Raw genomic sequence first — 13,487 nt, 5'->3', positions numbered from 1 at the left:
ACAGGCAGACGAGACCAAGGCCATGCCTTGGTTCTCTTTAGCTCTTACTTGAAGCTTGTGACTCAATAAAAAACCCGCCGAAGCGGGTTTTTTATTGCTAGGCAGCTTAGCCGTTGAACACTTCATCAACCGAGTTCAGCGGGTAGTGCTTCGGATAGGGCAGCGTCGCTACACCGGACTCGATGGCAGCCTTGGCCACAGCATCGGAGACCACGGTGATCAGGCGCTTGTCCATCGGCTTCGGAATGATGTACTCACGGCCAAAGCTCAGCGAATCAACGCCGTAGGCTTCGCAAACATCCTGCGGCACCGGCAGCTTAGCCAGATCACGCAGCGCCAGAGCAGCAGCAATCTTCATCTCTTCATTAATGCGAGTGGCGCGAACATCCAAAGCACCACGGAAGATGAAGGGGAAGCCCAGCACGTTGTTAACCTGGTTCGGGTAGTCGGAACGACCGGTTGCCATGATCACGTCGTTGCGGGTGGCATGCGCCAGCTCCGGCTTGATTTCCGGGTCCGGGTTGGAGCAGGCGAATACGATCGGGTTAGCCGCCATGCGCTGCAGATCTTCCGCGCCCAGCAGGTTGGCACCGGACAGACCGACGAATACGTCGGCACCTTCCAGCGCATCGGACAGGGTGCGCTTGTCGGTCTCGGTGGCGAATACGGCCTTGTACTGGTTCAGGTCGTCACGGCCGGCGTGGATTACGCCCTGACGGTCGATCATGAAGATGTTCTCGACTTTGGCACCCATGCTCACCAGCAACTTCATGCAGGAGATAGCGGCAGCGCCAGCACCCAGGCAGACGATTTTGGCGTCTTCGAGGGTCTTACCAGCGATTTCCAGAGCATTGAGCATACCGGCCGCGGTGACGATGGCGGTGCCGTGCTGATCATCATGGAAAACCGGGATATCGCACTGCTCGATCAGCGCGCGTTCGATCTCGAAGCATTCGGGGGCCTTGATATCTTCCAAGTTGATGCCGCCGAAAGTGATGGAGATGCGCTTTACGGTGTCGATGAAAGCCTGCGGGCTTTCCGAGTCGACTTCGATGTCGAACACATCGATGCCAGCGAAACGCTTGAACAGCACACCCTTGCCTTCCATCACCGGCTTGGAAGCCAGCGGGCCGAGGTTACCCAGACCAAGGATGGCGGTACCGTCGGAGATCACGGCGACCAGGTTGCCTTTACCGGTGTAACGGTAGGCCAACTCGGCATCACGGGCGATTTCACGCACCGGCTCAGCAACGCCAGGGCTGTAAGCCAGCGACAGGTCACGAGCGGTAGAAGTGGCTTTGGTCAACTCGACGCTGAGCTTACCGGGACGGGGCTGAGCGTGGTATTCGAGAGCGGCAGTTTTGAGATCTGACATAGTGGCGTTCCGCCTTTTTTACTGTTGAATGGGCAGGCGGGCGAGGATACGCAAGTTGCATATAACTCGACAAGACTGTTCGGTCGCACTGCAACCACTCATTCAGCGTAGCGTCTTCAGCCAATCTCCGGGGCGTGGTTCGCCACTTGGATAGAGGTTGTTGAGCAGACGCAAACGCGCCTCGCCGCCCTCTGCCGCTGCGCCCTGACCAACGAATGCGGCCAAACGCTGCCCCGCCCGCACTCGCTGCAATTTCAGGCGCACCGGCTCGGCCAATAGGCGCTCCTGCGGCGTCAGCGCGCGCAAGCTGCGAATCACGCTCAGGAAGCGCTCGTCCTCGGTTTCCAGGGAGGCGCGCCCCTTGACTGCCGCGACAAAGAGAAAGGCGCTGTCACCGCGATAAATCACCGCCACTCGGCGCGCCGACTGCCCGGAAAGCACGGCGGTATAACCCCGCAACGGCCCGACCTGTAACGGCTCACCGGCGAGAAGGCGCTGATTGCCAACCCGCTTACGCAAGAACTCGACGGGGCTCAAGCGCTTATCTGCCGCCTCCAGTGTCACGGCGATGAACGCCTGCTCATCTTCGCTATGACCAATCAATACATCCGGACGATTGACCAGTTGCCAGCCAGGCGGGTAGTTCAGGGTGAAATCCAGCGGCCCATGATAGAAATGCTGGCCACGCCGAATGCCACTGGATGCCGAATCGCCAAACACCAGACCATCGAGCATCTGCAGAAAGACGTCACGCCCGACTTCCTGCTGACCGCCCGCCAGGGCACGGGCCGGGCCGATCACCTCCTGCAAGCGACGGTCATTGTCCGGGTGCGTATCGAACAAGCCGTGGTAGCCGCCACTCTCGGGCACCGCCTCTCCACGCTTGGCAGCCTGATCACGAGCGAAGGTCTCCTGATTCTTCAGCACCTTGACCACCTCGATCATCGCTTGCGGGTCGTAGCCTGCACGCGCCAGGTACTGGGCACCAAGACCGTCAGCCTCAAGCTCCATATCGCGCCCATAGCCACGCACGAAGGCATTGCCCATAACATTGGTGACGTCGCCCATCGCACCAATGCCCGTACCAATGGCAGCCGCCTGACCAAGTAGGCCCCAGGCCATCGACTGGCTCTGCTGGCGCACACTGTGACGCGCCGTGACGTGACCGACCTCATGCCCCAGCACCGCGGCCAGCTCCGCCTCGGAGTTGAGATAGGCAAGCAGCCCGCGATGGATATAGATGTAGCCGCCCGGCAGGGCGAAGGCGTTGACGTCCGGGCTGTCCACCAAGGTGAAGACATACTTGAGCTGGCCACGGTGACTGCTACGCGCCACCCGCTCACCCACACGCTGGATATAGGCCTGCAACCTGGCGTCATCGTAGCGAGGGTTCTGCTTGAGAATTTCCTGGTTGTAGCGGGCGCCGAGTTCCAGCTCCTGACGCTCGCTCATCATCACGAAATCGCTGCGCCCGGTTGCCGGGTTGACCGCGCAGCCGGCCAGCCAGAACAGCGCCAGACACAGCATCAGCACAGACTTCACGGCAGCACCTCCAGCATGGCCGGATCGGTCAATGGCAACAGCCAGCGCGCCTGTCCCGACCGGCTCGCACCTCGCGCCTGCCGGTCGATCACCCAGCCACGCGCCTCGACACTTCGGCCTTTCAGGCGCGCCAAGGCACGCTCGTCGAAATCCGCGAGCAACTCGGGCGCCACGCGCAACACGCGATTGCCGTCCATCTCCAGCCACAGCCCACCACGATTGCGCTGTACAGAGGCGACACGTCCGCTTATCAGGGCGAAGCCGCCACGACGCAACTGCCCGGCCTGCTTGACCTGCGCCTGCGTCCACAAGCCCAGACGCTGCTGGCGCGCCTCACGCTCGGCCTGCACCTGGCAGCTCACAAGTTGCGTATTGGGCGCGACAGCGACCATGAAGCCGAGCCCCTCGCGGAGCAACTGCGCTTCCAGATTGCGCCCATTACGGTCATACAGATGCGCCAAGGTACGGCCATAACGATCCTTGCCCTGCTTGCCAGGCAGCACACCGACCTTGCCGCCACTGGACTCGACCAGCGCTTGCAGGCGGCGCTTGGCCTGGACGGCATAAGGCTCATCACTGCGGCCTTTGCGCCCTAACTCGGGAGTATTGATACCGATTAGACGCACACTGCGACCATCGGCCAGACGCAACGTATCGCCGTCCACCACTTGGCGCACAGCGACCTGCGGCAGATCGGCGCGCAGCGGGCAGAACGCCTGCGCGAGATCCAACCACAGCAGAGAAACGAAAAAGGCGCCCACCAGGGACGCCTTTTTCAGATTTACGGAAAGGTGCATGGCACGTTCCGCTATCGTTCGGCCGCTTACTTGGCGCCGAATACGCCGAAGCGCTGCTTGAAGCGGTCGATACGACCACCGGTGTCCAGCACTTTCTGCTTACCGGTGTAGAACGGGTGGCACTCGGAGCAAACGTCCAGGCTCAGGTTCTTACCGATGGTGGAGCGGGTCTTGATGACGTTACCGCAGGAGCAGGTGGCGTCGATTTCGACGTAATTCGGGTGGATATCGGCTTTCATGGTGCTTTCCTCGGGGTAGTCGTGCCGCCACCCGACCCAACGTCAGGCACCGCACAGAAATAGGCCGCGCATATTACCAGACAAACAGGGCTATGCAAGCCGCGCTAGGCGCCGACTGTCGCATGCTAAGATCGCTCGCCAGCCATGGAGCCCCTGCGTGTCCGATCTGATCCTGCGCCTAGCCTTACCGTCACCGCTGCGCCGCCTGTTCGACTACCTGCCGCCTGCTGGCGTGTCGCGCAATGCTCTGCAGCCAGGCGCGCGCCTGCGCGTGCCGTTCGGGCGGCGAGAAATGATCGGCATTCTGGTGGAACTCGATAGCCAGAGCGAGGTGCCGCCGGACAAACTCAAGCCCGCGCTTGAGCTGCTCGATGCGCGTTCGCCGCTGCCGACCTCGCTGTTCAAGCTGTGCCTGTGGACCGCACAGTACTACCAGCACAGCCTCGGCGACACCCTGAGCTGGGCGCTACCGGTGCTGCTGCGCCAAGGCGAACCCGCCCAAGTACATCAAGAACGCTACTGGCTGGCCAAGCCCGGCGCCAGCGTCGACGATCCACGCCTGGCGCGCGCACCGCGTCAGCAGGAGGCACTCAAGGCCCTGGCGCAGCACCCGCATGGCGTTGCTCACAGCCTGCTCAGCCAGTTACAGCTCAACCGCGACAGCCTGCAACTGCTGCACGAGAAAGGCCTGGTCAAGGTCGAGCTACGGCGCAACCAACCGCACGCCAAGCCTGCTCACTGGCTAGCCCAGCCGGAACTGCCGCTCAATAGCGAGCAGCGCGCTGCCGTCAACGCAGTCGCCTCGGGCTGGGGGCGCTTCAATGCCTACCTGCTGGCCGGCGTGACCGGCAGTGGCAAAACCGAGGTTTACCTGCAACTGATCCACCAGTGCCTGCAAGCTGGCAAGCAAGCACTGGTGCTGATCCCCGAGATCAACCTCGGCCCGCAGACCTTCGAGCGCTTCGCCCGCCGCTTCAATGCACGCATCGCCTTGCTGCACTCGGCAGTGAGCGACCGCGAGCGCCTGGACGCCTGGCTGGCCGCTCGCGATGGCGAGGCCGACATCATCATCGGCACTCGCTCGGCATTGTTCACGCCAATGAAGCATCCCGGCCTGATCATCGTCGACGAGGAGCACGACGCTTCCTATAAACAGCAGGAGGGCCTGCGCTACCACGCCCGTGACCTGGCTCTGGTGCGCGCCCACCAAGACAACATACCGATCGTACTGGGCTCAGCCACACCTTCACTGGAAAGCCTGCACAACGCCCACACGGGCCGCTACGCCCTGCTCAAGCTGACTCAACGCGCTGGCGGCGCCAGCCAACCACGTTTCCTACGCCTGGACGTCAAGAGCAGGCCGCTGGACTCCGGTATTTCCGGGCCGATGCAGCAAGCCATCGCCCAGACGCTCGCAGCAGGTCAGCAGGTGCTGGTGTTCCTCAACCGCCGCGGCTTCGCCCCGACCCTGCTCTGCCACGACTGCGGCTGGCTATCGGAATGCCCACGCTGCGATGCACGCATGACCGTGCACCAGCGCTACCAGGAACTGCGCTGCCATCACTGCGGCCATGTCGAACGCCAGCCGAGCAATTGCCCCAAGTGCCAACACGTCGACCTGCGCCCAGTCGGTGCCGGCACCGAGCGTGCCGAAGAACGCCTGGCTGTACTGTTCCCCGATTACCCGGTGTTGCGCATCGACCGTGACAGCACGGCGCGTAAGGGCGCGATGGATCGCCTGTTCGCCACCATCAACAAGGGCGAGCCATGCATTCTGGTGGGCACCCAGATGCTCGCCAAGGGCCATCACTTCCCGCGCGTCACTCTGGTGGCCATTCTCGATGCCGATGGCGGCCTTTTCTCGGCGGACTTTCGCGCCAGCGAGCGCATGGCCCAGTTGATCGTGCAGGTGGCTGGCCGCGCCGGGCGTGCCGAAGAACCAGGCAAGGTGATCATCCAGAGCCATCTGGCTGATCATCCGCTGCTGGTGCAACTGACCGAACAGGGCTACTTCGCCTTCGCCGAACAAGCCCTGAGCGAACGTCGCGCCGCCGGTCTGCCACCTTTCTGCCACCTGGCCCTGCTGCGCGCAGAAGCGCACAAGCCTGGCCAGGCCGAGAGTTTTCTCGACCAAGCCTGTAGCGAAGCCGAGCACTTACTGGGCGAGCTGGGACTTTCCGGCATCGAACTGCTGGGGCCGATCCCCGCCCCGATGGAACGCCGCGCCGGGCGCTTTCGCGCGCAACTACTGCTACAGGGCAGCGCTCGCGCCTCGCTACACCGCCTGCTCACACCCTGGCTGCAGGCCCTTGAGCAAATGCCCAGCGGCCGCGCCGTACGCTGGTCGCTGGACGTCGACCCGATCGATCTGTTCTGAACCGACGCACTGTAACAGTCTGCAGGGTGGGCCGGGCGGCGCCCCGCTTCAGCCCACCAGCAGCGGCCAGCCTTGGTGGGCTGCAGCCCACCCTACCCACTCCCCACGGAAACGCGGCACGCTTTTCCTTGCCGCTTGTGGCTTGCAGCTTGTCGCTGCTCTTATAATGCGCAGTTTTCGACCAAAGCCCCCAAGGCAGCCCGAGCCGAACATGAAAGACAGCATTCGCCACCTGATCCAGCAAGCCCTCGCCCGCCTCACCGCCGAAGGCGTGCTGCCTGAAGGCCTGACGCCGACCATTCAGGTGGAGAACACCAAGGATAAAACCCACGGCGACTTCGCCAGCAATATCGCCATGATGCTAGCCAAACCCGCCGGTATGAAGCCGCGCGACCTGGCCGAGAAGCTGATTGCCGCCCTGCCCGCCGACGAGCAAATCAGCAAGGTGGACATCGCCGGCCCCGGCTTCCTGAATTTCTTCCAGAACAGCGACGCCCTGGCCCAGCGCCTGGAAGCGGCGCTGGCCGACGCCAAGCTCGGCGTGCGCAAGAGCGGCGCAGCGCAGCGCGTGGTGGTCGACCTGTCGGCGCCCAACCTGGCCAAGGAGATGCACGTCGGTCACCTGCGCTCGACCATCATTGGCGACAGCGTGGCGCGTGTACTGGAGTTTCTCGGCGACAGCGTGATCCGCCAAAACCACGTCGGCGACTGGGGCACCCAGTTCGGCATGCTGCTGGCCTACATGCAGGAGAACCCGGCGGCAGCCGAGAGCGAACTGGCCGACCTGGAAGGCTTCTACCGAGCAGCCAAGAAGCGCTTCGACGAGTCGCCCGAATTCGCCGACCGTGCACGCCAACTGGTGGTCGAACTGCAGGCCGGCGACGCCGAGTGCCTGCGCCTGTGGAATCGCTTCAACGACATCTCCCTGAGCCACTGCCAGGCGCTCTATGACCGCCTCGGCGTCAAACTGAGCATGGCCGACGTCAAGGGCGAAAGCGCCTACAACGACGACCTGCCGCAGGTGGTCGCCGATCTGGCCGCCAAAGGCCTGCTGACCGAAGACAACGGCGCCCAGTGCGTATTCATGGACGCCTTCAAGAACGCCGAAGGCAACCCGCTGCCGCTGATCGTGCAGAAGGCTGGCGGCGGCTACCTGTATGCCACCACCGACCTGGCTGCCACCCGCTACCGCGCCGGTACGCTCAAGGCCGACCGCGTGCTGTACTTCGTCGACCAACGCCAGGCCCTGCACTTCCAGATGGTCTTCGCCTGCGCCCGCCTGGCTGGCTTCGTGCCCGCCAGCATGGACATGGAACACATGGGCTTCGGCACCATGAACGGCCCGGACGGCCGCCCGTTCAAGACTCGCGACGGCGGCACGGTGAAACTGGTGCAACTGCTCGATGAAGCCGAGCAGCGCGCTTACGAGCTGGTCAAGAGCAAGAACCCGGAGCTGGGCGACGACGAGCTGCGTCAGATTGCCCGCGTGGTCGGCATCGCCTCGGTGAAGTACGCCGACCTGTCCAAGCATCGCACCAGCGACTACAGCTTCAACTTCGACCTGATGCTGAGCTTCGAGGGCAATACCGCACCTTACCTGCTGTACGCCTACACCCGTGTGGCCGGTGTGTTCCGCAAGCTGGGCACGGGCGTGGAGGAAATCGGCGGGCAGATTACCCTGGCCGCCGAACAGGAGCAGGCTCTGGCCGCCAAGCTGGCGCAGTTCAACGAACTACTCGCCAGCGTCGCCGAGAAAGGCACGCCACACATGCTCTGCGCTTACCTGTACGACATCGCGGGTCTGTTCTCCAGTTTCTACGAGAACTGCCCAATCCTTACGGCCTCCGATGAAGCCACCCGCAACAGCCGCCTGCGCCTGACCGCCCTAACCGGCCGCACCCTCAAGCAGGGCCTGGAGCTGCTCGGCCTGGAAACCCTGGAGCGGATGTAAATGGCAGCGCGCAAGAAGCCAGCCCCAAAGCGCGGCGCAAGCCGTTACCAAGCCCCGGCGAAAAAGCCTGTACCGGGCTGGATCTGGCTGGCCTGCGGCCTGGTGGTCGGCGGCTTCTTCATGTTCCTGTTCAGCCTCGAACCGGGGCGTGACGAGGTACGCCGCGACAAGGGCGAGCAGGCCAAGAGCAGCAAGGTCGAACCCAAGCCCAAGGCGAACGAGCCAGACAAGCCCAAGTACGACTTCTACACCCTGCTGCCGGAGTCCGAGGTGATCCTGCCGCAAGCGCTGGAGGAAACGCCAACACCAGCGCCTGCGCCGGAACAGAAACCGGTTACCCCAGAGGAAGCGGCGAAGATCGACACCGCCCGCGCCGAAGCCGCACTGCAAGGGCAAGTACCGCCGCCCGCCCCGCAGGTGATTGCCAATGCGCCGCTGACCACGCAGTTCTTCCTTCAGGCCGGCTCGTTCCGCCGCCGCGAAGACGCCGACGCGCTGCGTGCGCAGATCATCCTGCTCGGCCAGAGCGTGCAGGTCGAAGCCGGCAAGGTGCGCGATGAAACCTGGAACCGCGTGCTGGTTGGCCCCTTTGCCACCCGCGAACAGCTCGCTGCCGCGCAGAAATCCCTCGCCGCCAGCGGCTTCGGCAACCTGCTGTTACAGCAGCGTCAGATCCGCTGAGCAGCGATTCACCCGCTGGCGGTTGAAAAGCCGCGGCGGGCACCCCATCTGATTCTCCATCCGGGCAATTCGCCCCGCAGCGTGGAGATTCACCCTTGACCACCATCGTTTCAGTACGCCGCCACGGCAAGGTCGTGATGGCTGGTGACGGCCAGGTTTCCCTCGGCAACACCGTCATGAAGGGCAACGCCAAGAAGGTGCGCCGCCTCTACCACGGTCAGGTGCTGGCCGGCTTCGCCGGCGCTACCGCCGATGCCTTCACCCTGTTCGAGCGCTTCGAAGGCCAGCTTGAGAAACACCAGGGCCATCTGGTGCGCGCCGCTGTCGAGCTGGCCAAGGACTGGCGTACCGACCGCAGCCTGAGCCGCCTGGAAGCCATGCTGGCCGTGGCCAACAAGGACGCCTCACTGATCATCACCGGCAACGGCGACGTAGTCGAACCCGAGGAAGGCCTGATCGCCATGGGTTCCGGTGGCAACTTCGCCCAGGCCGCCGCCCGCGCCCTGCTGATGAAGACCGACCTGTCCGCCCGTGAAGTGGCCGAAACCGCGCTGGGCATCGCCGGCGATATCTGCGTCTTCACCAATCATCACCAGACCATCGAGGAACTGGACGCCCCCGAGTGACGTCCGTTCTTCCATCCCGATTCGATAGCGAGCCCGATTCCATGTCCATGACGCCCCGCGAGATCGTCCACGAACTCAACCGCCACATCATCGGCCAGGACGACGCCAAGCGCGCCGTTGCCATTGCCCTGCGCAACCGTTGGCGGCGCATGCAACTGCCGACCGATCTGCGCCAGGAAGTCACGCCGAAGAACATCCTGATGATCGGCCCGACCGGCGTGGGTAAAACCGAGATCGCCCGCCGCCTGGCCAAACTGGCCAACGCGCCGTTCCTGAAAGTCGAAGCGACCAAATTTACCGAGGTCGGCTACGTCGGCCGCGACGTCGAATCGATCATCCGTGATCTGGCCGATGCTGCCGTGAAAATGCTCCGTGAGCAGGAAATGGTCAAAGTCCGCCACCGCGCCGAGGACGCCGCCGAAGAGCGCATCCTCGACGCCCTGCTGCCACCGGCGCGCCAGGGTTTCGGTGACGAGCCTGCCCGCCACGAGGATTCCAACACCCGTCAGTTGTTCCGCAAACGCCTGCGCGAGGGTCAACTGAACGACAAGGAAATCGACATCGAGGTCGCCGAATCGCCGATGGGCGTGGAAATCATGACCCCGCCAGGCATGGAGGAAATGACCAGCCAATTGCAGAACCTCTTTTCCGGCCTCGGCAAAGGCAAGACCAAGACCCGCAAACTCAAGGTCGCCGACGCGCTGAAAATGGTGCGCGACGAAGAGGCTGCACGCCTGGTCAACGAGGAAGAACTCAAGGCTCGCGCCCTGGAAGCGGTCGAGCAGCACGGCATCGTCTTCATCGACGAAATCGACAAAGTGGCCAAACGCGCCAACGCCGGCGGCGCCGATGTATCGCGTGAAGGCGTGCAGCGCGACCTGCTGCCGCTGATCGAGGGCTGCACGGTCAACACCAAGCTGGGCATGGTCAAGACCGACCATATCCTGTTCATCGCCTCGGGCGCCTTCCACCTGAGCAAACCAAGCGATCTGGTGCCCGAACTGCAAGGCCGTCTGCCAATCCGCGTCGAGCTCAAGGCGCTGAGCCCACAGGACTTCGAACGCATCCTCAGCGAACCGCACGCCTCGCTCACCGAGCAGTACAGCGCGCTGCTGAAGACCGAAGGGCTGGACATCGAGTTTGCCGAGGACGGCATCAAGCGTCTGGCCGAGATCGCCTGGCAGGTCAACGAGAAGACCGAAAACATCGGCGCGCGCCGCCTGCACACCCTGCTCGAACGCCTGCTCGAAGAAGTCTCCTTCAGCGCCGGCGATCTGGCTGCGCAGCACGATGGCCAGGCCATCCGCATCGATGCTGACTACGTCAACAGCCACCTCGGCGAACTGGCGCAGGATGAAGACCTGTCGCGCTACATCCTGTAAACCCTGTCGCACGATCTAGTCGCCGATGGTCGGCGTCATCCTGTAGGAGCGGATTTATCCCCGAATTTCGCGGCTGAAGCGCAATGCCGCCCAGCCGCTCCTACAGGATGGCGCAATCACTCAACCGGGCGTAGCGCCTAAAAAGATCACGGACATCAGCCATGCCCATCCCAAGCGCGATCAAACTGCACAAGGCGTCGAAAACCCTGGAGCTGCGCTACGGCGAGCAGAGCTACTCGCTCAGCGCCGAGTTCCTCCGTGTCCACTCACCTTCAGCCGAAGTTCAGGGGCACGGCAAGCCGGTCCTGCAAACCGGCAAGCTCAATGTCGCGCTCGAACGCCTCGAACCGGCCGGCAACTATGCACTGAAACTGTGCTTCGACGACGGCCATGACAGCGGCCTGTTCACCTGGGATTATCTTTTTGCACTGGCTACCCGCCAGGATCAGCTATGGGCCGATTATCTGGCGCAACTGGCCGCCGCCGGTCAGTCGCGAGACCCCAACGAATCCGTCGTCCGCTTGATGCTCTGATACGCCACAGCAAAACCTCGGCGCAGAGCGCTCCAGCGTACTTCCCTCGCCCCAATGCCCGCTAGTTAGAACGATTTTTCTAAACTGTCGCGGCATACTCCTGCGTCATCGAGCGACTTGCTTAACAACACAAACTCGGGTAACCAAGGAACTGGCAGGTTCCCTGCATTTGGCCAAACCAGATGCAATGCATGACGCGGACTCGATCCGCCCCCGGCAACCCGAGCAGTACCTGGCCACTGTTTCGCCGCGAGCAAGGCCGGTATGCGACTCAGGACATTGGAGCGTCGTAGATGAGTGAAAAGAACAACGAAGACCTGAAACGTCAGGCCTCGGAGAACACACTGGGACTCAACCCAGTGATCGGTATTCGCGGCAGGGATCTTCTGACCTCTGCCCGCATGGTACTGGCACAAGCACTCAAGCAGCCCTTCCACAGCACCAAGCATGTTGCCCATTTCGGCATTGAGCTGAAAAACGTCTTGCTCGGCCAGTCCGCGCTCAAACCCGAGGAAGGCGACCGCCGCTTCACCGACCCGGCCTGGAGCCAGAACCCGCTGTATCGCCGCTACCTGCAAACCTACCTGGCCTGGCGCAAAGAGCTGCATGACTGGATCGAGCACAGCTCGCTGTCTGAACAGGACGCCAGCCGTGGCCACTTCGTCATCAACCTGATGACCGAAGCCATGGCCCCCAGCAACAGCATGGCCAACCCGGCGGCGGTCAAACGCTTCTTCGAAACCGGCGGCAAGAGCCTGCTCGATGGCCTTTCGCACCTGGCCAAGGACATGGTCAACAACGGCGGCATGCCCAGCCAGGTGAACATGGATGCCTTCGAAGTCGGCAAAAACCTGGCCACTACCGACGGCGCCGTGGTGTTTCGCAACGACGTGCTGGAGCTGATCCAGTACAAGCCAGTCACCGAAAGCGTGCACGAACGCCCGCTGCTGGTCGTGCCACCGCAGATCAACAAGTTCTACGTCTTCGACCTTTCGCCGGAGAAGAGCCTGGCGCGCTTCCTCCTGCGCAACCAGGTGCAAACCTTCATCGTCAGTTGGCGTAACCCGACCAAAGCGCAACGCGAGTGGGGCCTGTCCACCTATATCGAGGCGCTCAAAGAGGCCATCGACGTGGTCTGCGCCATCACTGGCAGCAAAGACGTCAACATGCTCGGCGCCTGCTCCGGTGGCCTGACCACCGCCTCGCTGCTCGGCCATTACGCCGCGCTCGGCGAACAGAAGGTCAGCGCCCTGACTCTGCTGGTCAGCGTGCTCGATACTCAGCTCGACACCCAGGTCGCCCTATTCGCCGACGAAAAGACCCTGGAAGTGGCCAAGCGCCGGTCCTACCAAAGCGGCGTTCTCGAAGGCAGCGACATGGCCAAGGTGTTCGCCTGGATGCGCCCCAACGACCTGATCTGGAACTACTGGGTCAACAACTACCTGCTCGGCAACGAGCCACCGGTGTTCGACATCCTCTACTGGAACAACGACACCACGCGCCTGCCAGCCGCCCTGCACGGCGAGTTCATCGACATGTTCCAGACCAACCCGCTGACCCGTCCGGACGCTCTGGAAGTCTGCGGCACCCCGATCGACCTCAAGCAGGTCAACTGCGATTTCTTCGTCGTCGCCGGCACCACCGATCACATCACGCCGTGGACGTCCTGCTACAAATCGGCGCTGCTGTTCGGCGGCAAATGCGAGTTCGTCCTCTCCAACAGCGGCCACATCCAGAGCATCCTCAACCCACCGGGCAATCCCAAGGCGCGCTACATGACCAACAGCGAAATGCCGCTGGATCCGACTGCCTGGCAGGAGAGCGCGACCAAGAACGCCGACTCCTGGTGGCTACACTGGCAGAAGTGGCTGGCCGAACGCTCAGGCAAAACCAAGAATACGCCGACCAGTCTGGGCAATAAGAAGTACCCAGCAGGTGAAGCCTCGCCAGGCACCTATGTGCACGAGCGCTGATCGACAGCAGT

11 protein-coding genes are annotated in these 13,487 nt (G+C 62.9%); 7 read left to right on the top strand and 4 right to left on the bottom strand.

What is annotated here, in order from left to right; genetic code table 11:
* Positions 1 to 106: 106 nt before the first annotated feature.
* The 4 genes from AERO9A_RS00980 to rpmE form a co-directional block, all read right to left on the bottom strand.
* Positions 107 to 1,375 (bottom strand): malic enzyme-like NAD(P)-binding protein, encoded by a 1,269-nt coding sequence (locus AERO9A_RS00980; RefSeq protein ID WP_159970051.1) that lies wholly within the window; start codon positions 1,373 to 1,375, stop codon positions 107 to 109.
* Positions 1,376 to 1,477: 102 nt separating this feature from the next.
* On the bottom strand, positions 1,478 to 2,902 hold the full coding sequence (locus AERO9A_RS00975) for a M48 family metalloprotease (protein ID WP_372239630.1): 1,425 nt from the start codon (positions 2,900 to 2,902) through the stop codon (positions 1,478 to 1,480).
* A gap of 11 nt (positions 2,903 to 2,913) precedes the next feature.
* On the bottom strand, positions 2,914 to 3,714 hold the full coding sequence (locus AERO9A_RS00970; protein ID WP_159970049.1) for a thermonuclease family protein: 801 nt from the start codon (positions 3,712 to 3,714) through the stop codon (positions 2,914 to 2,916).
* Between the two features lie 26 nt (positions 3,715 to 3,740).
* Positions 3,741 to 3,953, bottom strand: a complete 213-nt coding sequence (rpmE, locus tag AERO9A_RS00965) for a 50S ribosomal protein L31 (protein WP_024306629.1) — start codon at positions 3,951 to 3,953, stop codon at positions 3,741 to 3,743.
* A gap of 157 nt (positions 3,954 to 4,110) precedes the next feature.
* On the opposite strand from rpmE, the gene AERO9A_RS00960 reads away from it, so the two are divergent.
* From AERO9A_RS00960 to phaC, 7 genes are all read left to right on the top strand, one after another.
* A complete protein-coding gene (locus AERO9A_RS00960; protein WP_159970048.1) occupies positions 4,111 to 6,330 on the top strand; it encodes a primosomal protein N' in 2,220 nt (739 codons plus the stop codon).
* Positions 6,331 to 6,541: 211 nt separating this feature from the next.
* Positions 6,542 to 8,281: an arginine--tRNA ligase gene (gene argS, locus AERO9A_RS00955; protein WP_159970047.1), complete on the top strand. Its 1,740-nt coding sequence runs from the start codon at positions 6,542 to 6,544 to the stop codon at positions 8,279 to 8,281.
* A complete protein-coding gene (locus tag AERO9A_RS00950; RefSeq protein ID WP_159970046.1) occupies positions 8,282 to 8,962 on the top strand; it encodes an SPOR domain-containing protein in 681 nt (226 codons plus the stop codon).
* A gap of 95 nt (positions 8,963 to 9,057) precedes the next feature.
* Positions 9,058 to 9,588 (top strand): ATP-dependent protease subunit HslV, encoded by a 531-nt coding sequence (gene hslV, locus AERO9A_RS00945; protein WP_024306625.1) that lies wholly within the window; start codon positions 9,058 to 9,060, stop codon positions 9,586 to 9,588.
* A 41-nt stretch (positions 9,589 to 9,629) separates the two neighbouring features.
* On the top strand, positions 9,630 to 10,970 hold the full coding sequence (hslU, locus tag AERO9A_RS00940; RefSeq protein ID WP_159970045.1) for an HslU--HslV peptidase ATPase subunit: 1,341 nt from the start codon (positions 9,630 to 9,632) through the stop codon (positions 10,968 to 10,970).
* Between the two features lie 161 nt (positions 10,971 to 11,131).
* Positions 11,132 to 11,503: a gamma-butyrobetaine hydroxylase-like domain-containing protein gene (locus AERO9A_RS00935; RefSeq protein ID WP_159970044.1), complete on the top strand. Its 372-nt coding sequence runs from the start codon at positions 11,132 to 11,134 to the stop codon at positions 11,501 to 11,503.
* Between the two features lie 293 nt (positions 11,504 to 11,796).
* Entirely contained in the window at positions 11,797 to 13,476 is a 1,680-nt protein-coding gene (gene phaC, locus AERO9A_RS00930; RefSeq protein WP_159970043.1) for a class II poly(R)-hydroxyalkanoic acid synthase, read from the top strand.
* Positions 13,477 to 13,487: the final 11 nt, after the last annotated feature.

Source organism: Pseudomonas sp. 8Z, assembly GCF_902506535.1.
Classification (GTDB): Bacteria; Pseudomonadota; Gammaproteobacteria; order Pseudomonadales; family Pseudomonadaceae; genus Aquipseudomonas.
This window is presented reverse-complemented; position numbering and strand designations above follow the sequence as displayed.